This window comes from Vibrio sp. 1159 (assembly GCF_033340395.1).
Classification (GTDB): Bacteria; Pseudomonadota; Gammaproteobacteria; order Enterobacterales; family Vibrionaceae; genus Vibrio; species Vibrio alginolyticus.
In genome coordinates, this window is record NZ_JAWOWL010000003.1 from 127,854 (window position 1) to 145,586 (window position 17,733).

The 17,733-nt window shown below is 45.1% G+C and carries 12 protein-coding genes; 2 read left to right on the forward strand and 10 right to left on the reverse strand.

Going from position 1 to position 17,733, the window contains the following annotated elements; genetic code table 11:
- Nucleotide 1 precedes the first annotated feature (1 nt).
- The 10 genes from R7127_RS03915 to hemL all read right to left on the reverse strand — a co-directional run bounded on the left by R7127_RS03915 (nucleotide 2) and on the right by hemL (nucleotide 15,921).
- Nucleotides 2-1,741, reverse strand: coding sequence for a glycoside hydrolase family 9 protein (locus tag R7127_RS03915; RefSeq protein ID WP_138939049.1), 1,740 nt, complete (start codon nucleotides 1,739-1,741; stop codon nucleotides 2-4).
- 63 nt (nucleotides 1,742-1,804) lie between these two features.
- Nucleotides 1,805-2,800, reverse strand: a complete 996-nt coding sequence (locus tag R7127_RS03920) for an ABC transporter ATP-binding protein (protein ID WP_262584477.1) — start codon at nucleotides 2,798-2,800, stop codon at nucleotides 1,805-1,807.
- A 47-nt stretch (nucleotides 2,801-2,847) separates the two neighbouring features.
- Nucleotides 2,848-3,831 carry an ABC transporter ATP-binding protein gene (locus R7127_RS03925; RefSeq protein ID WP_005380040.1) on the reverse strand — a complete coding sequence of 328 codons (984 nt, stop codon included), beginning with the start codon at nucleotides 3,829-3,831 and terminating at the stop codon, nucleotides 2,848-2,850.
- A gap of 2 nt (nucleotides 3,832-3,833) precedes the next feature.
- On the reverse strand, nucleotides 3,834-4,859 hold the full coding sequence (locus R7127_RS03930) for an ABC transporter permease (RefSeq protein ID WP_054579088.1): 1,026 nt from the start codon (nucleotides 4,857-4,859) through the stop codon (nucleotides 3,834-3,836).
- Between the two features lie 2 nt (nucleotides 4,860-4,861).
- Nucleotides 4,862-5,848, reverse strand: a complete 987-nt coding sequence (locus tag R7127_RS03935) for an ABC transporter permease (protein WP_005380038.1) — start codon at nucleotides 5,846-5,848, stop codon at nucleotides 4,862-4,864.
- 169 nt (nucleotides 5,849-6,017) lie between these two features.
- Nucleotides 6,018-7,700: an ABC transporter substrate-binding protein gene (locus R7127_RS03940; RefSeq protein ID WP_005380037.1), complete on the reverse strand. Its 1,683-nt coding sequence runs from the start codon at nucleotides 7,698-7,700 to the stop codon at nucleotides 6,018-6,020.
- 780 nt (nucleotides 7,701-8,480) lie between these two features.
- On the reverse strand, nucleotides 8,481-11,867 hold the full coding sequence (locus R7127_RS03945; RefSeq protein ID WP_005380036.1) for a response regulator: 3,387 nt from the start codon (nucleotides 11,865-11,867) through the stop codon (nucleotides 8,481-8,483).
- Between the two features lie 225 nt (nucleotides 11,868-12,092).
- Nucleotides 12,093-13,118 carry a 16S rRNA (guanine(1207)-N(2))-methyltransferase RsmC gene (gene rsmC, locus R7127_RS03950; protein ID WP_033905578.1) on the reverse strand — a complete coding sequence of 342 codons (1,026 nt, stop codon included), beginning with the start codon at nucleotides 13,116-13,118 and terminating at the stop codon, nucleotides 12,093-12,095.
- Nucleotides 13,119-13,194: 76 nt separating this feature from the next.
- Nucleotides 13,195-14,280 (reverse strand): AI-2E family transporter, encoded by a 1,086-nt coding sequence (locus R7127_RS03955; RefSeq protein ID WP_005386541.1) that lies wholly within the window; start codon nucleotides 14,278-14,280, stop codon nucleotides 13,195-13,197.
- A 345-nt stretch (nucleotides 14,281-14,625) separates the two neighbouring features.
- A complete protein-coding gene (gene hemL, locus R7127_RS03960) occupies nucleotides 14,626-15,921 on the reverse strand; it encodes a glutamate-1-semialdehyde 2,1-aminomutase (protein ID WP_005380032.1) in 1,296 nt (431 codons plus the stop codon).
- Nucleotides 15,922-16,167: 246 nt separating this feature from the next.
- Here hemL and erpA point away from each other — a divergent pair, with 246 nt between their 5' ends.
- Both erpA and R7127_RS03970 read left to right on the forward strand, forming a co-directional pair.
- Nucleotides 16,168-16,509, forward strand: a complete 342-nt coding sequence (erpA, locus tag R7127_RS03965; protein WP_005380031.1) for an iron-sulfur cluster insertion protein ErpA — start codon at nucleotides 16,168-16,170, stop codon at nucleotides 16,507-16,509.
- A gap of 105 nt (nucleotides 16,510-16,614) precedes the next feature.
- Nucleotides 16,615-17,730, forward strand: coding sequence for an efflux RND transporter periplasmic adaptor subunit (locus R7127_RS03970; RefSeq protein ID WP_005380030.1), 1,116 nt, complete (start codon nucleotides 16,615-16,617; stop codon nucleotides 17,728-17,730).
- Nucleotides 17,731-17,733 lie beyond the last annotated feature (3 nt).

A 17,733-nucleotide genomic window follows, 5' to 3' on the forward strand; every position in this document is an offset into this window, starting at 1 on the left:
ATTATTCTTCCTTCATATTTTTAGAGGTCGCCAACTGAGAAACATGCTGAGCTTGACTCATTATCGCGAGTAAGTACCAAGCGCCATGCGGGATCCATTGTTCGCCCCAGCGCCAGTTTTGTAACACGTCTTCTTTTTGTGCTGGTGGGTTAAATGCAATGTCTTCCTCGTCTTCAAAGCCGCCAGTGATTCCGTTACACACGCCACCTTTTGCGTTGAAGAAACCATATTGAGGGAGGTAATCAGGGTTGTTACGACCATGGCCATCTAGCATGCACATGTCGTATGGGTTTAAGCCTACAACCCAGTTCAATGCATCTTGAGCAAACACAGAAAGTTGTTGCTGTACTTCTTGCGACGCTATATGCGGTTGAGCAAGGTACGCCATGGTCGCGAGTGAGCCAAGTCGAGCATTCTCGCCTTGCCACCAATAGCCGGATTCATTGTTGTGTGCGACAAAAAATGCCTCGCGTTTTGACTCATTTACGCCTTTAACATATTGGCGAGGGTAACCGAATGGGTTGATCACTTTATTCGATATTGTGATCTCAAACTCACACGCTAGGTTGACGATACGTTTTACTGATTCCGCTCGTGCTGAGTCGTCTTCAATAGATAGATATTCGCATAGGGCAATAACTGGTAGACCAGCTTCGGCTGCGTGAAAGTATGGACGGCTGCCGTCTTGGTTTGCTGACCAAAAGTGTTGAATCTGCTCGTCGCTCATTTGGCGTGCAACTAAACGTTGCGCCCACAAACGGCTCTCTTCCAAGTAGCGAGTTTCTTTGGTTGCTTTAAACAGTTCTACACAAGCCAGTAGCGCACAGTATTCGTCGATAATGTTTTCTTCCCCATCATTGAGGTACTGCGTATTGTGCTCTTTTAAGTGCCAGTAACCATTTTCGGCAGCGTTGCGGTATTTTTGTTGATCGTATTCACCGTGAACACTTAAACGCGACGCTGCCGCTAGCGCTGCAATGGCGACACCGCCACCTTGTCGAAAGCCTGCTTGATAGTCGTCAAATTTGTGACCAAGTTGAGTTTCGTACGCGCAAATCTCGCGTTGCGCAGTATCTTTGCTCCACTTGTCAAAGACCGTCATGTAGAAAAAGCCTTTTTCGTTTTGCATACGCACAAGAAAGTCTGCACCGAACAGGGCTTCTTCAATCAGACGTGTACGTGTGAAAGCTGCAATGTCTTCGCTTCCTTCAAGCAACGAAACCCCTTTTAGGATGTTCCAAACCACCATTGGGGTTTGTTGAGGATTCAAATAATTCGCGTATGAAAGGTGACTTAAATACTTGCTAACGTCTCCTGATGCGTCGTACCAGCCGCCGTGTACATCAACCTTTTTATTGGAGTTTAGTACTGGAAGTTGTCGATCTTGTTGATCGAAGATCCCGCCGCAACGTTGCGATTTGAAGTAGTGGATCACATCTGACAAAGTTTGATCCAACAGAATGTGTTCGCCAACGATGAAAGAGGAAGAGCGCGTATCTTCTACTTGCAAGAAATAGTCACCTGACGTTGTGAAAGAGGAAAAGTCGATGAGGTAGAAATAGCCCTGATGCCAGTTCGCCACTTTACCTTGTTCTTCAACCGCAAAAGTTGCCACGGTTTGCTCGCTAGTGGCACAAATCAATTGAGCAGTGTAAGAAGACAAGTGTGGTTGTTCGGTCTGGATAATGGCTTTCTTTGGGCCCAGACGTTCATAACCAATGTGGTTAGTCAGTAGCAGCATTCAATGTCTCCGGGAAACGATAAAAACAGGAATGGGTCAGGCTGAACCTGACCCTCGTTATGATTAATCTTCAAATAAGTAACAGCGGACAAAGTGGTTGTCGGACAGTTGAGTGACGCCTGGTAGTCGTTCACGACATTTGTCGGTAGCGTGTACACAACGTCCAGCAAATGGACAGCCGACAGATTCTGGTGTCCAAAGTGGGATTTCCCCTTTGTTGCCTTTCAGTTTCTCGTGAATAGACTTCGATGGATCTGGAACCGCAGATACCAACAGTTGCGTATATGGGTGTTGAGGGTCGTGAATGATTTCTTCAGTATCGCCCCATTCAACCATGTGACCTACGTACATGACCGCGAGATCTTCAGCAATGTAACGCGCTGTTGCGATGTCGTGAGTGATGTAAAGCAGAGACATTTGTTTCTCGAACTTCATCTCTTCCATCAAGTTCAGAACACCGGCACGGATTGATACATCGAGCATCGATGTTGGCTCATCCGCCAATACCACTTCAGCACCAACTGCGATGTTACGAGCTAGGTTTACACGTTGACGCTGACCGCCAGATAGCTGGTGCGGGAACTTTTGCGCCGTTTCTTTTGGTGGAATAAGACCAACTTGTTCAAGTAGGTCGTACACACGCTCTTCCAGTTCTTTCTTGTTGCCCGGTGCTACTTTCTTATGAATCAGCAGCGGGCGCGCAATATGGTGGAAGATATTGTGCGTTGGGTTTAGCGAGCCAAACGGGTCTTGCCACACCATTTGTACACCTTCACGGTAGGTCATTAAATCGTGACGAGAGGTGATGTCTTGGATATCACGACCTTTGTACTCAATGATGCCATCGGTTGGTGCGTACATTTTTGCAATCATTTTTGCAGTAGTAGACTTACCTGAACCAGATTCACCTACCACTGACAAGCCGCGGCTCTTGTACATTTTGAAAGAGACGTCGTTGATTGCGCGCATCTTAGATTGTTTGATTGAGTTACTGTTTAAAGGGAAGTCCTTAACGACACTTTTACCCTCAATCAGCAGTTCGCCGAATTGTTTGCTCATAATTCTCTCCAGTGTAATTTTTGTTCTTAGCTAGCGTTTTTTTGTTGTTAAACCTTAGCTTGAGCAATGGTGTCGCCGTACAAATGGCAATTTGAGAGGCGACCTGGTTCAATTTGACGTAATTGGGTTGGTACACGTGTACATGCTTCATGTACGCGATCGCAACGAGCTTGGAAGCGGCAGCCCCGTGGTACTTCTAGCAAGTTCAACGGGTTACCTGGAATACCAGTCAATTTGGTCTTTGGTCCAGTTAGTGGAGGGAAAGAGCTACCCAAACCTTTGGTGTAAGGGTGGTAAGGACTTTCCAGAATTTGCTTAGAAGGCGCGACTTCAATCAACTCACCTGAGTACATGATGCCGATACGATCCGAGAACTCGACCATCAATGACAAGTCATGTGTGATGAACAGAATTGAGAAACCAAACTCTTCTTTAAGCGCGTAAATTTTTTGTAGAATTTCACGTTGAACCACTACATCCAATGCGGTAGTCGGTTCGTCCATGATGATCATTTTTGGGTTCAGAGCCAAAGCGATTGCGATTACTAGACGTTGACGCATACCACCAGAGAACTGGTGCGGGTAATCACTCAATCGGCTAGGGTGGATATCAACGATTTCCAGCAGACCTTCAGCGCGTGTTTTTGCTTGAGCGCGAGTCATATTGGTATGACGCATGATGACGTCACAGAACTGCTCTTCCATGGTTAGAACAGGGTTCAAAGCGTTCATCGCACTCTGGAATACCATCGACATTTCACTCCAGCGGAACGCTTGCATGCGATCATCGCTGTACTGAAGGATATCTTCACCGTTGAAGATCACCTCACCACCTGTGATAAACGCTGGCGGCTTATGAAGGCGCATTAGTGAGAAGGCAACAGTGGATTTGCCACAGCCAGATTCACCAGCCAGACCGAATACTTCACCTGGTGCAATGTCGAAGCTCACGTTGTTACAGGCGCGGACATCGCCCGCGTCTGTGATGTAGTCTACGCATAGGTTACGGATGGAAATTAGTGGTGCAGTCATGATTATTTATCTCCGCTCCATAGTGCATTTTGTGGTGCCAGTTCAGGCTCACGTTCTTTCTTGTCTTTTGCTGCTAGTTTTTTCCAGCGTTTCATGCCTTTGTGAGAACGAAGTTGAGGGTTCGCAATTTCGTCAACGGCAAAGTTCAACAGAGCAAGACCAGTAACCAGTAGTGTTAGGGCAATACAAGGTGCTAGTACTTCCCACCATGCGCCAATCAGCATGGCTGATGAGGTTTGCACGTTGTAAAGCATGATGCCCCAACTGATCGTGTTGGCATCACCCAAACCTAGGAACGAAATGACCGCTTCAGTGTTGATCGCCAGCATTACTGAGCCAATGAAGCTCGCACCGACAATCGGGATAAGGTTTGGTAAAATCTCAACGAAGATGATACGGAATGAAGACTCTCCCAATACTTCGGCAGCTTTAACGAACTCTTTCTCGCGTAGTGCCATAGTTTGAGAGCGGACAACACGTGCACCCCATGCCCAAGAAGTACCAGCGATAATCAAGGCAATGGTGAGTGGGCCTGCTTCACCGATAAAGGCCGCCAGCACGAATAGCAATGGATACTGCGGAATTACTAACATGATGTTCATTGCGGCACTCAATATGTCATCCACTTTACCGCCGAAGTAACCTGCCGATATACCAATGACTGTTGCTAAGAAGCACACGATGATGCCAGCGCCAAAGCCTACACCCAGTGATACTCGTGCACCGTAAGCCACTTGCGACCAGATATCGCGACCCATTCGGCTAGTACCTAATACGTGGTCGGCCTTTTTAGACATAATCAGCGTACGACGATCGTCTGCCAGGTTTTTAGCGACCCAACCATCAGGATTGTTTTGTGCCTGTTTTACAACAAAGCTTGGGTATTCGTGTGGGTTACCGGTTCGCTTGTCTGGCGCATGCTTTGTAAGTAAAGGAGCGGCAATCGCAACGAACACGAACAGCGTAACAATGCCAAGACCAATGCGAGCAAATGCGTTACCTAAAATAAGTTTGAATAGTTCTTTCATGATTATTTGCCTCCCGTACGTAGGCGAGGGTCTAGAATCATGTACAGCATGTCAGCCATTAAGTTGAAGCACAGCATGAACATCGTCATGATAATTAACTGACCTTGAAGTACTTGGTAGTCACGAGCGTGAATTGCGTTCAATAGAACAGTACCTAGGCCTGGGTAGTTGAAAATCATCTCGATGATTAATTGACCTCCAATGGCCATACCTAAAGACATAGACAGTGCGGTAACACTTGGAAGTAGTGCGTTACGTGCGGCGTAATTAAAGACGACGCGGTTTTCACTCAGCCCTTTACCTTTAGCCATCGTGATATAGTCTTCGGCGAGAAGGTTGATCATGTTGTTACGCATGTTAACTAGGAAGCCACCAATTTGAACGATGGTTGCACAGAATAGAGGTAGTACAGCGTGGTAACCCACGTTCTTGATGAACTCCCAGCTTGTCCAATCAGGAATAGTACCTGGCGTGTAAGCATAGCCAGATGGGAACCATTTCAGGCCAATCGCAAAGGTAAACAGCGCTAACATTGCGATAACCATTTGTGGAATAGCTTGAATGATCAATGTGCCAGGCGTTACGAATGCATCGTACTTACTACCGCGCTTCCAGGCGGCAAAAATACCAAGGACAGAAGCGATGGAGAAAGAAAGTACAACCGCAGTACCAGCTAGAAATAGTGACCAGCCAAATGCACTACCTAGTAAAGAATTAACTGAAAGTGGGTAGAACTGGATTGAGGTGCCCAATTCCCAACTTAGAATGTTTTTAATGTACGAGAAGTACTGAATGTAAATTGGCCCATCAACGAAACCGAGCAGTTCTTTCATTGCTGCGATTCGTTCTGGAGTCACCTGTACTGAAGCATTAGCAAACATCATGGTAACTGGGTCACCAGGCATTGCTCGCGGAATAATAAAGTTTAACGTCGCTGCAACTAAGAGCGCGACAAGATAGAACGACAAACGTCTTAAAAAATAACCCATAACTCACACCTTACTCACCCAGATTTTTCCCTGTTTCTGGTTTCAGGTCGCTCCTAGCGAAATTTAGAGCGAAAAATCCCCTGACGACGAGCGCCACATATTGGTTTCGTTAACAAGGGATTTTTATAGGCGGCACACGGGATGTATGCCGCTTGAAATGAACTTCTACTTATTTAACTGGTTTTAGGTCCAGTACGTGAAGTAGACGCTCTGGGATACCTGCCCAAATGTTTGGACGGCCCTTAGGGTTTTCTTCGTTCCACCAACCAGTGAAGCGAGTTGTGTTGTATTGGTACATGTACGCGCCAGATAGCACAGGAATAGTTACTTGGTCCTGAGCAATGATCTTCTGAATGCCATGAGCGATCTCTAGCTGTTCTTGCTTATCTGCTGTCTTGTAGAAGCTGTTAAGAAGACCGTCTAGCTTATCGTTCTTGTAGAAGTGCATTGCAAAGCGAGGCATGCCGTCACCAGCTTGTAGCTTCGAGTTGTAGCCACTATCCCAGTACAAGTGTGGATCTGCACCGTGGAAGTAGTTGGTGTAAGCAACGTCGTAAGTACCTTCTAGCATTGCTTGGTTGTATACCGAGAAGTCCGGTGTACGAGCACGAGCTTTAATGCCCACTTCTGCTAGTTGCTCAACGGCTAGTTGTACTGTGTTGTTGAAGTCAGTCCAACCGTTTGGTGATTGAATTAGAAGCTCGAAAGACTTGCCAGATGGTGTATCCACAAAGCCATCTTTGTTTACATCTTTGAAGCCAGCTTTAGCTAGAAGCTTTTTCGCACCTTCCGCGTTGTATGTGTTGTAGCCTTTGTACTTGTTGTGCGTCTCTTCATCAGACCAAGCTTCGAATGCGTAGCCAAGGCCAGATGCGAAGTCGTTCACTGTACCGCCGCCGTAGAAAGCGATATCAATGATAGTTTGACGGTCTAGCGCCATAGAGAACGCACGACGGAAGTCAACGTTAGTTAGTGCTTCGTTTTTCGCAGCGTCTGGGTTTTTGAAGTTCACTACAAATGCTTGAGTACCCGCTGGTGGGTACCAGTAGTGGTGATTCGGACTTGCTGCAGCGTACGTACGGTCGATGTCTGGTACGAATGAAGACGTCCAGTCCATTTCTCCGTTAACGATTTTGCCCAAGAATTGGTCGTTGTTCGCGATTTGTGGCACACGCAGACAATCTACATCTAGGTTGTCAGCATCCCAATAATTCGGGTTCTCACACTGGATATATAGCTGCGGTGTGAAAGTGTCGATTTCAGTAAATGGACCACTGCCTACTGGATTTTCGTTTGTGAATGTTGCTGGATCTTTTACTTTGCTCCATACGTGCTTAGGTACGACGGGTACTTTCGCAATTTCGTAAGGAACGTTTGAGTTTGCTTCGCTTAGACGGAATTTAACTTGGTAGTCGTTAACTTTTTCTACGCCAGTCACCCAAGAGTTGATACCAGATTGGTCTAGCTCTGGCTTCTCTTTAACTAGGTTGAAAGAGTAAACAACATCATCAGCGGTAAACGCTTTGCCATCAGACCATTTTACGCCCTTACGGATATCGAAGGTTACGCTCATCAGGTCATCAGCCATGGTAAAGTTTTCTGCTAGACGAAATACAGGCGTATTACCGTGCATTTCGTTAAAAACAACGAGCGGCTCGTAAATAAAGTCGGTTGTTGTGTGCAGGTTAGTTGCACCCAAGAAAGGGTTAAAGTTACGAACGAAAGTTGTAAACTCTTTAGGGTGGATAGTCAGTTCACTGCGTTCAGCCGCAGTAGCTACCGATGCAAAACCTGTAGTAGCCGTTGCAATAATTGCTGTTGCTAGTGCTGTTTTTTTAATATTGGCAAGCATAGCTGTTCCTTACTATTTGCTTTCATTTCACTAAATGGAATTGAATGTCATCAATTGATAAACACTCTCTAAGACCTACCTCTTGTACATGCCTTACTCATTACAACATTGAGTTTCGCCAAGAGTGGCCTGTAGGCCTTAGGCAGGAGTAAGAAAACACCTTATCCATAAAATAATCAAACTTGATTCCCGTTAAAAACGTTAAAATCTCTGAGCTCTCCGTTATAAACGTTATTTTGGCTAATTTTAACCAGCATTGGGCCAAAAAATAAACGTTGATATGCGTCGCAGTTTATATCCTTGTTAATAATGAATGTTGGTGATTACTAACCTTTTGGTCCTTTTTAAATATACGTTTCTTGCTTGGTTTCTAGGTTCGGAGATCTCGCTCACATGCAGAAATGGTGTTAATTAATCAGCTAAAAATTAATCTGCCGTTCTGTTGTGATTAAGTTCGCAATCTCTATCAATAGTTCGTCAAAATCCGCTTGTTATCTGAAAAATGGCCTTTTTTATCGACAGTTTTCTTCCGTTTGTTGTCCTTTTTTTATTGTATGAATGAAGTTTTTCGGTTGCTCGAACTTACCTAGTTAAGACAAGTTAAATGGATAAGGTCGTACGTTTTGAAGACCAACAATAGATAGCGTTGTCTAACCAAATGTTCGTTATTGGAAATATGTTAACGGGGTAGGAAGAGGCGGTCTCTTTTATCTCTAGGAAGGGAATACTCGAATAACAAAAAAGCCCAGCATGCACGCTGGGCTAGTTTTTTGATAAATATTAGCTGGTCAATAGTCGCTGTAGTTTATCTCGTTGTGCTTCTATGTATGCTCTCTCGGGGCTCTGTTCTTTGCAGTGTTCGAGAATGAACTCTATCGAGCTTAGCACCGTTCTCCAACGTGGTGTTTTGGGTAATGTTTCTATACGCATGTATTTATCTAAAGTGCGTGTTTGCAAAGTACTACGGTCTAGATAAACGCGCCACAAGCCACTTTGCTCTGCAAATGCGAACTTACTTTCACCCGTTACAGATTCCCAATACTCTAAAGCATGTGTCATTGCGTCTACTAGAACTTCTCGCATAAGTTCTTGCTTGTCTTTTTTATTACCGAGCGCTTTGTCTGCAAGGCGCGTAAATTCTCCGCCAAGCTCTTTTAGCTTTTGTAATTGGTCTTTGTCACCATCAAATGCATAACTTGAAAGCACTTCTACGGCGGTTTCTAGATTATGTATGCGAGCGGCACTGGCTCCACCGCCGACATTAAAGATGTACATGATATCTAACCCTGAACCTTCAGGGAGCTTAAGAATGTCTGCTTCGATGTTCTGACGAATATCTTCAATATAGATATCAATCTTGCCACAGTAATGAGGTTGTTTGACGGTTAGATATTTAGGGGCAATCAGCTCATCAGCAGATGAGCGCTTTAGCTGTTCTAAGCTGCGCTTGAATAGCTTACAAGCAGCTTCGTTAGCAAAGCGAATACGCTTGTCTTCACGTAGACAGATGATAGCTTCAGGAGCCGATTCTAGCTGTTCCAACAGACGACCTTGAGTCTCAAGTAAGCTTGCTTCAACGACTGCTCGCTGTCTAAGTTCAGACTCTAGCACTTTGTTTTCCATATGGCGCATTTCTGCTTTACTTGCCGTTAAATGCGCTTGGATACGTGCCGCCAACTCTTGTTTATTAAATGGTTTCGATAAATAGTCGTTGGCTCCTGCTTCAAAACCTCTTACACGATCTTCTGTTTGACTGAGTGCGGTGAGCATAATGATTGGCAACTCGGCATGATCATAGGTTTCACGTAGTTCACTACAAACTTGGTAGCCGCTCATGCCTGGCATCATGATATCCAATAACAGAAGTTCCGGCTTCTCTTGCTCGACGAGCGCTAACGTTTCTGGCCCATCGGAGACGGTACGCACACGATAGCCCTCTAAACGTAAAAAGCTTTCAAGCACGCGTAAGTTTACTGGTTCATCGTCAGCAACATACAGTAACGGGCCGTCTGGGTTCTCTGGAAGTGATAAGTCTTCGCTGTTCTCTACATTAACTTCAGGAATTTGGAAGTGCCCGTGCGCAGCTAGAGTCTGGGTTGCTTGGATTTCTTCTTCACTGGCGAGCGGTAAAGTGAAACTGAAGGTAGTTCCGACCATTGGTTGGCTACTGACGTATAACGAGCCTCCCATTAATTCGATCAATTGCCGGCTAATGGAGAGCCCAAGCCCTGCACCTTGACGATAACGGCTCGCGTCTTGCCCTGCTTGGATAAGTGGTTCAAAAATATGCTCAAGTTGTTCTGCGGGAATTCCTTGTCCAGTATCCACGACTTGTACGCGTACATGATCATCTACCACATTAGCGGAGATAACAATTTTACCTTCTGAGGTGTATTTAATCGCATTGCCAATCAGGTTATATAGCACTTGTTCAAGGCGTTGCGGGTCAGCTGACACTGCTTTTAAATCCGCTGGGACTTGGTTGATGATGCGGATGGTTTTACTTCCAAGTAAATGGCTAGAAAGCTCTAAAACCAATCGTGTTGCACTGCCCAAACTCACTGCTGATTTCTGGATATCCATGCTTCCATAACGCATTTTATGATAATCCAACAAGTCATCGACTAGATTAGCGAGACGCTGACCACTTTTAATGATGATATCAAGCTGATATTTCTGGCTAGCGGGGATCGCGCCATTGGCGCCGGACGCTAAGGTTTCAGCAATCCCGACCATGCCGTGTAACGGTGTACGAAGTTCATGAGAAGTCGTGGCTAAGAATTCATCTTTTAATTTATCGGCCAATTGCAGTTCTTCATTCTGTTTTTGAATGATCTGTATGTTGCTTTCTAGTTCTTCATTTTGCTTCTTAATGGTTTGAATCTTCTCTCGAATAGAGCGTTGCATTCGTTCAAAGCTTAACGCAAGCCGACCAATTTCATCTTTACGAACAGTATTAAAAGACGTGTCATCAAGATCACCTGCAGAGACCTTTTCGGCAACCCAAGTCAATTTCAGCAACGGAGAAGTGATAAAGTTTGATAAATAGTGAGAAGCGATCACCACAAGGATAATGGCGATCAACATAGCGATAACGAATAGTTTTTCGAGTTGATGGATACGAGCGAAAGCTTCGTTTTCTGGTAACTGTACGACGAGCGCCCAAATCACACCACGAGTTTCAATCGGTGCATAAGCCGCGATGATCTCTTCACCTAAACCGTTTGTGTAAGTGCCGACACCAAATGCACCAGAGAGTGCTTTATCGATCACTTCTAAACTGTTCTTAATATCGTCTTGTTTCGTGTTAATTGTGCGAGGTTGGTGATCATTTCCAACCAGCAAGGTGTTAATTGATGACTCTCGGTTGGCGTCTGCGGCTAACTTAGTGATGCCATTATTTGGCAAGCGGAACATGGCATAGCTGTGTAGATAACCTTGCTGAACAATTGGTGCACCTAGCCAAGCGACTGATTTCCCCCCTTCCAGCTCGAAGTCAGACACAATCACAGGAGTGTAGTCTTCGTTTACTTTTCGACGTTCAGTCACATCATCGGCGAGACGCTTGAAAGTTTTGCCAAGTGCCGAGTCTTTGTAGGGGCCTGATAACAAGTTCGTTCCGTAGTTATCGTCTTTGTTGATCGAGTAGGTGACGTTACCATTGATGTCGACCAGCAAAATGTCATTAAAATCAGAGCGCTTGAGGAGCTCTAAGTAGGCCCAATGATAGCGTTTATGTAAAAGCCGGTAACGTTCACTTCCTACATAGTTGGATGACTCGGGTAACGTTGAGGTTTTGATTTGGTCTCCGCTGCCCTCGATGTAGCGCTGTTGGGCGTTTTTACGAGACTCTTCAATATCATTGCCTAAACGACTAAAAGCATTGACGAGACCGTAGAATCGGCCACCACTGGCGTAAGCCAACTCTGAGCGCACAAAGCCCATGACTTCGGTTTCTCGTGCCTCAAAGTAGTCGATGATTTGCTGCTGTTTTGTATCTCGAACAGACAGTAAGTGCGAGGTGCTTTGTTCTTGCAGATCTTTACTGTGGGACTGCAAGAAAAAGATCGCAGTAATGGTAAGAGGTGTGATACTGAGCACTAGAAATGCGGTCATCAGTGTACTCTGAAGGCGCTTAAATTTCTGTTTTTTGTAGAATTTAAACATGGATAAGATTACAACTCATAATGGGCAGTTCTAAAACATACTTCGCTGCCGAGGTTCTCGTTAAAAACGGATAAGATGTTCAACTAGATAGAATTAACAAAATTAACGAGTTTTTTTTCTTTGACAAGAAAGTTAGTTGTAAAGCGTGCAGGGTGACGCAGTTTTTCTTATGAGTGTTGAATTTATGAGAAAAAATCGCGCAGGTTTGTGCCCGCGCGGGGGAAGTTATGATTTTTTCGCGTAGTAGATAGAAAATTTATTGGTCTTATTTAGCGTCTCGCAATTATTAAACGCCCGCTCGATAATTGGTGGGTATTTTAAGAAACTATTCGCGACAATCACCATTTCGCCGTCTTTGGTTAAATATTGTGGTGCCTGACCCAACAAGGTTTCCGCTGCGTTGTAATTTGTGTCTAGACCACTGTGGAATGGCGGGTTGCTGACGATAAAGCGGTAGTCTTTTGCGGTATCCGAGTATATATCTGATGCAAATACGCGTCCGGATAAACCATTCGCTTCTAATGTGGCTTGGCTAGAAGTGATCGCATAAGCATTAATGTCACACATCTCAATCGCGATCTCTGGATTCGCTTTCGCCATAAACGCACCGAGTACACCTGCACCACAACCAAAGTCGAGCACTTTGCCCGACAGCTTAGGTAAGGCTTCAAGCAGCAATCGGCTACCTAAGTCGAACTCGCCATGGCTGAATACGCCAGGTAGGCTCTTAACCGCTAGCGACTGCTCACCGAGTGTAACAGTGTAAGACTTAAACCAATCTGCTTGGTTGAAAGGTTTTGGTTCATTGAGGCAATTACCCCAGTAAAATGAGCAGCGACGAGCAGAGTCGTACTTGTTCACAGGGCCGTATTCTTGGAACATCTTCTCGATGCTCTTGATGCCGGAGCGGTTTTCACCAACGATGACGATTTCGGTGTTAATGCCCAGTTTCGCCATCAACATCGCCAGCAAGTATTCTGCTTCGGCTTTTGCTTTTGGCCAGTATAAAAGGACCATGTCTGCTTTTGTTTCAACATCAAACACAGAGCCAAAATGACTTTTCACTTTGTCAGAGGTTTGAATTTGGCGGTAGTAGCTATAGTTGGAAGTAAACACTTCAACAGACTCACAATGAGCTACTAACTCAAGAGGAAATAGGTCTTCAACTTCACCAGCGACTAAAACGTGTTTTCCGTTGAAGTATTCAAGTTGGCGCTGAGCTATTTGGCTAGGAGCGATATAAGCAGACATAAATTTGGTTCATCAGAAATAATTTGGGGCAGATTTTCGCACAATCTGCCCCAAGCTTGAAGTGATTAAGCGGTGACTAGCTGTTGTCTTGTTGGTTAAGGAAGTCTTTGAATTCTTCCTCGTAGATATTAAACAGTACCATGGTCACGGCAAAAATAAGTGGGCCGTAGATAAGACCAATCAAACCAAACAGATGCAGACCACCCAGTAATGAGAAGAAAATCATAAGGGTATTCATGCCGGCGCTGCCTTGCATTAGCAACGGGCGCAATAGGTTATCTATAGAGCCAACGACAACTACACTCCACACCGTCAAAAAGATAGCCCAAGTCATATCGCCTGTTAAGAACAAGTACGCTGCTGCAGGAATCCAGATTAGCGCGGTTCCTACCACTGGAATGAATGATGCAAAGCCCATCATCGTTCCCCAAAATAGCCCAGGGAAGCCGGCGAGCCACATACCGATGCCGCCAGCCAAACCTTGAGCAATCGCCGTCATGAATGAGCCCATTACGGCTGATTTAGAAACTTGCTCTATCTCTGTCAATATTCGGTCTTCTTGGCTACGTGAAAGTGGCAGAATATGACGAATCGCAGAGATAATTTTGTCGTGGTCACGAAGCAGAAAAAACAACACAAACAGCATTAGGAAGAAGTTCATTAGGAAGTTGGTTGCGTCTCCTAAAATCTTTGCGCTAATAGCAACTAAGTTAGAGCCAAACGATGTGGCAAATTGCCCAATTTTCTCAGCGATGGCTTTGGGCTCGATTTTATCAAAAGGTAAGTACTCATTAACAATCGCTAAGCCTTTGATAACGAAAGGATGTTGGAATATATCTTGGATACCACCATTGGTAACCCAATTATATGTATTTTGTGAGAAAACAGAGCCTTGCTGAACAATGGCGGCAAACACAAATAAAAGCGGGATAACAATAATAAACGTCAAGACGACACATGACAGCAGTGCCGCCATATTGGGGTGCTTGGGAATTTTCTGCTCAAACCATTCGTGTATCGGAAACATGAGCAAAGAAATGATAAAAGCCATCACAATGGAATTGATATATGGCTCAACCAATAAGTAGCAAGCAAAAGCAGCGGCGAGTAAAGCAACCATTAGTACTCGGTGACTCGACGTTATTTTTACATTATTTGGCATGGTATTAGTCCAACTTACAGGTGACGTTTACGGTTTATGCCTTCAATGATGGCGTGTAACCTTTATTACTTTGCACTCTTAACTCTTTCAAGCTTATGACAATGCCGAATTAGAGCAGGGCGATGTACCTTGCTATAATGACTACAAATCAGTCGGTTATCAATCAAGAGATGAGCTATGGGTTGTTGCAACGGTGATAAAAAGTGTCAAACCGAGAAAAAAGCTAAGCGAATACCGTGGTTTGGCATTGTCGTTGGGGTATTAGCGATATTGGTTATTTTGAATTGGCAATAAAAAAGGACCGTTACGGTCCTTTTCTAAATGCGTTATCGCCGTTTTTAGCGATTATTTCGCTTCTTCTGCAAGAACAGCAAAACAGCGGTCAGCCGCTTCTAGTGTGGCATCAATCTCTTTTGAACCATGAGCGAGTGAAGTAAAGCTCGCTTCAAACGCAGATGGCGCAAGGTAGACACCGTGTTTTAGCATTAAGTGGAAGAAACGCTTGAAGCGTTCTACATCGCACTTCGTTACGTCTTCGTAGCAAGTTACTTTTTCTTGGTCAGTGAAGAAGAAGCCGAACATACCGCCCACTTGGTTAACAACTAGCGGAATACCGTGTTTTTCTGCTAGAGACTTAAAACCTTCAGCAAGTTGTTTCGTTTTAGAAGCTAGGCGCTTTTCGTTGCCTTCTTCTTTTAGAAGGTTCAAACATGCGTAGCCTGCTGCCATTGCGACAGGGTTACCGGAAAGGGTACCAGCTTGGTAAACTGGGCCTGTAGGTGCAACGTATTGCATCACTTCTTTACGGCCACCGAAAGCACCTACTGGCATACCGCCACCAATCACTTTACCCAGTGTCGTTAGGTCGGGTTTGATGTTGTAGTGTGCTTGCGCGCCGCCTAGAGCAACACGGAAGCCTGTCATTACTTCATCAAAAATTAGTAGCGCGCCCTCTTGATCACAGATTTCACGTAGCCCTTCGTGGAAGCCTTCCACTGGTGGAATACAGTTCATGTTGCCAGCTACTGGCTCAACGATGATACAAGCAATTTCGCCTTTGTTAGCAGCAAATAGCTCGCGTACAGAATCTAGGTCGTTGAATGTTGCTGTTAGCGTGTGCTTAGCAAAATCTGCAGGAACGCCAGGAGAGCTTGGTTGACCTAGTGTTAGTGCACCAGAACCTGCTTTTACTAGCAAGCTGTCAGCATGGCCGTGGTAACAACCTTCAAATTTCATGATCTTGTCGCGACCGGTGAAGCCACGTGCAAGGCGAATCGCGCTCATCGTAGCTTCAGTACCAGAACTTACCATGCGGATTTGCTCCATTGATGGAACAAGCTCAGAAACTAATTCTGCCATCGCGATTTCAAGTTCTGTTGGCGCACCGAAGCTAAGACCGCGTTGCGCTGCATCAATTACTGCCTCGCGGATAACCGCGTGGTTGTGGCCAAGAATCATTGGACCCCAAGAGCCAACGTAATCAATATACGCTTTACCATCGGCATCAAAAATCAGTGGACCGTCTGCTCGTTCGATAAATAGCGGAGAGCCGCCAACGCCGTTGAATGCACGAACTGGTGAATTGACACCGCCAGGGATGGTTTGCTGAGCTTTTTGATACAGCTCTGATGATTTGGTCATGGGGTTATCCTCTTTTGATTGCTCGGACCAAGTGGAGCGCATTGTACCTAGCTATAATCAAGTTAGAAACGTTTTGCTTAATTTATGTGTTGTTTCGCAGTGTAATCTTATATATCCGCATCTGTTATAAAGAATCGGCGGCGAATACTTGAACGAGTTTGTCAGGTATTGGATAATCGTCTCAATTAGCACAAATTTGACGTCTTGCTTCAGGCTTGACGCATTACACGAGTGAGAGAGGTCTTCGTGAGCGAAGTAAACGTACCATTATCTTTTTCTGACGCAGCAGCATCTCGCGTTAAAGCATTGATTGCTGAAGAAGAAAACCCAGCATTGAAACTGCGCGTATACATTACTGGCGGCGGCTGCAGCGGCTTCCAATACGGCTTTACTTTTGATGAAAATGTAAACGAAGGCGATACGACAATCGTAAACAGTGGTGTAACACTGGTTGTAGACCCTATGAGTCTGCAATATCTCGTTGGCGGTATTGTTGACTACACAGAAGGGTTGGAAGGAGCGCGCTTCTTCGTAAATAATCCAAATGCAACGACAACATGTGGTTGTGGTGCATCGTTCAGTGTGTAATTAACACCTAACAGGCAGCTAATGGCTGCCTGTGCTTTATGTAGAAGGATGTCACGTAAAGCGCACGCTCGCAGATATGCAGAGAAATAATAAAAAGGACTTTATATGTCTGGACTTTCTTTTGGACGCCGAATTGTCGAGCGCCCTTGGCTAGTATCTCTTATCCTCGTCTTACTTCTTGTTGCATGGCTAACCATCGGCCAACTCAAAGCACAAGATGATCATCCTAACTCTTCAACATCCACGAACACGACACCACTTGCAAAGGTGATGTTTGATACTTTTCTTGCCGAACCTACTAGTAAAACCATTGAATTGTATGGACGAACAGCGCCCAATCGTCAAGCGCGTCTTGGCGCTGAAGTTGCCGGTAAAATAGTCAGTCTTAACATAAAGAAAGGCCAAGCGGTCAAACAGGGACAAGTGATCGCAAACATCGATAAGCGCGACCTTGGCATTCAACTTAAACGAGCCCAGGCGATGCTGTTGGTTAAAGAAAAAGAGTTTAATGCAGCTAAATCGCTAAAAAGTCGAGGACTGCAAGGTGAGGTTGCATTTGCGACAGCGCAAGCAGCGTTGGTAGATGCACGTGCGAATTTGAGTAACGTGCAAACGGCTTTAAGAAATACTGAAGTTAAAGCGCCATTTGATGGCATCGTAGATCACCACTTTGTTGAGTTAGGTGATTTTGTCGGGATTGGCGACCCTATTGCGACGGTCATTGATTTGGATACTTTAGTGATTGAAGCCGATGTCAGTGAACGGCATATACAATACCTTAAGGAAGGCCTAGAAGCCGACGTAAGAACCATTAACCAACAGCATCATCAAGGTCGTGTGCGCTACATTGGACGTGTTTCTTCTGCTTCTACTAATACATTTCCAATTGAAATCGAAATTGATAATCAAGACGCAAGAATTCCTGCCGGTATGAGCGCAGAAGTACAGCTGCCGTTGAGTGAAGTGTTGGCAGTAAAGATTACGGCTGCCATGTTAGCACTAGATGAAGAAGGTAACTTAGGTGTCAAGACACTGCGTAATGAGCATGTTGAGTTTGTTCCAATTCAACTCGTTAAGGCCGAGGATGATGGTGTGTGGCTCTCTGGGTTAGGAGAGCGTGTAGACATTATCGTGCTGGGACAAGGTTTTGTGCGAGATGGTGATCAAGTACTGGCCAATAAAGTTGATGACGTAGTTATTGAAGCGGCTAATGAGCAGTAAGGA

What these genes read in the sequence shown, in the direction of transcription:
- R7127_RS03915 (WP_138939049.1), bottom strand. Translation starts at nt 1,741, where the DNA reads ATGCTGCTACTGACTAACCACATTGGTTATGAACGTCTGGGCCCAAAG.
- R7127_RS03920 (WP_262584477.1), bottom strand. Translation starts at nt 2,800, where the DNA reads ATGAGCAAACAATTCGGCGAACTGCTGATTGAGGGTAAAAGTGTCGTT.
- R7127_RS03925 (WP_005380040.1), bottom strand. Translation starts at nt 3,831, where the DNA reads ATGACTGCACCACTAATTTCCATCCGTAACCTATGCGTAGACTACATC.
- R7127_RS03930 (WP_054579088.1), bottom strand. Translation starts at nt 4,859, where the DNA reads ATGAAAGAACTATTCAAACTTATTTTAGGTAACGCATTTGCTCGCATT.
- R7127_RS03935 (WP_005380038.1), bottom strand. Translation starts at nt 5,848, where the DNA reads ATGGGTTATTTTTTAAGACGTTTGTCGTTCTATCTTGTCGCGCTCTTA.
- R7127_RS03940 (WP_005380037.1), bottom strand. Translation starts at nt 7,700, where the DNA reads ATGCTTGCCAATATTAAAAAAACAGCACTAGCAACAGCAATTATTGCA.
- R7127_RS03945 (WP_005380036.1), bottom strand. Translation starts at nt 11,867, where the DNA reads ATGTTTAAATTCTACAAAAAACAGAAATTTAAGCGCCTTCAGAGTACA.
- rsmC (WP_033905578.1), bottom strand. Translation starts at nt 13,118, where the DNA reads ATGTCTGCTTATATCGCTCCTAGCCAAATAGCTCAGCGCCAACTTGAA.
- R7127_RS03955 (WP_005386541.1), bottom strand. Translation starts at nt 14,280, where the DNA reads ATGCCAAATAATGTAAAAATAACGTCGAGTCACCGAGTACTAATGGTT.
- hemL (WP_005380032.1), bottom strand. Translation starts at nt 15,921, where the DNA reads ATGACCAAATCATCAGAGCTGTATCAAAAAGCTCAGCAAACCATCCCT.
- R7127_RS03970 (WP_005380030.1), top strand. Translation starts at nt 16,615, where the DNA reads ATGTCTGGACTTTCTTTTGGACGCCGAATTGTCGAGCGCCCTTGGCTA.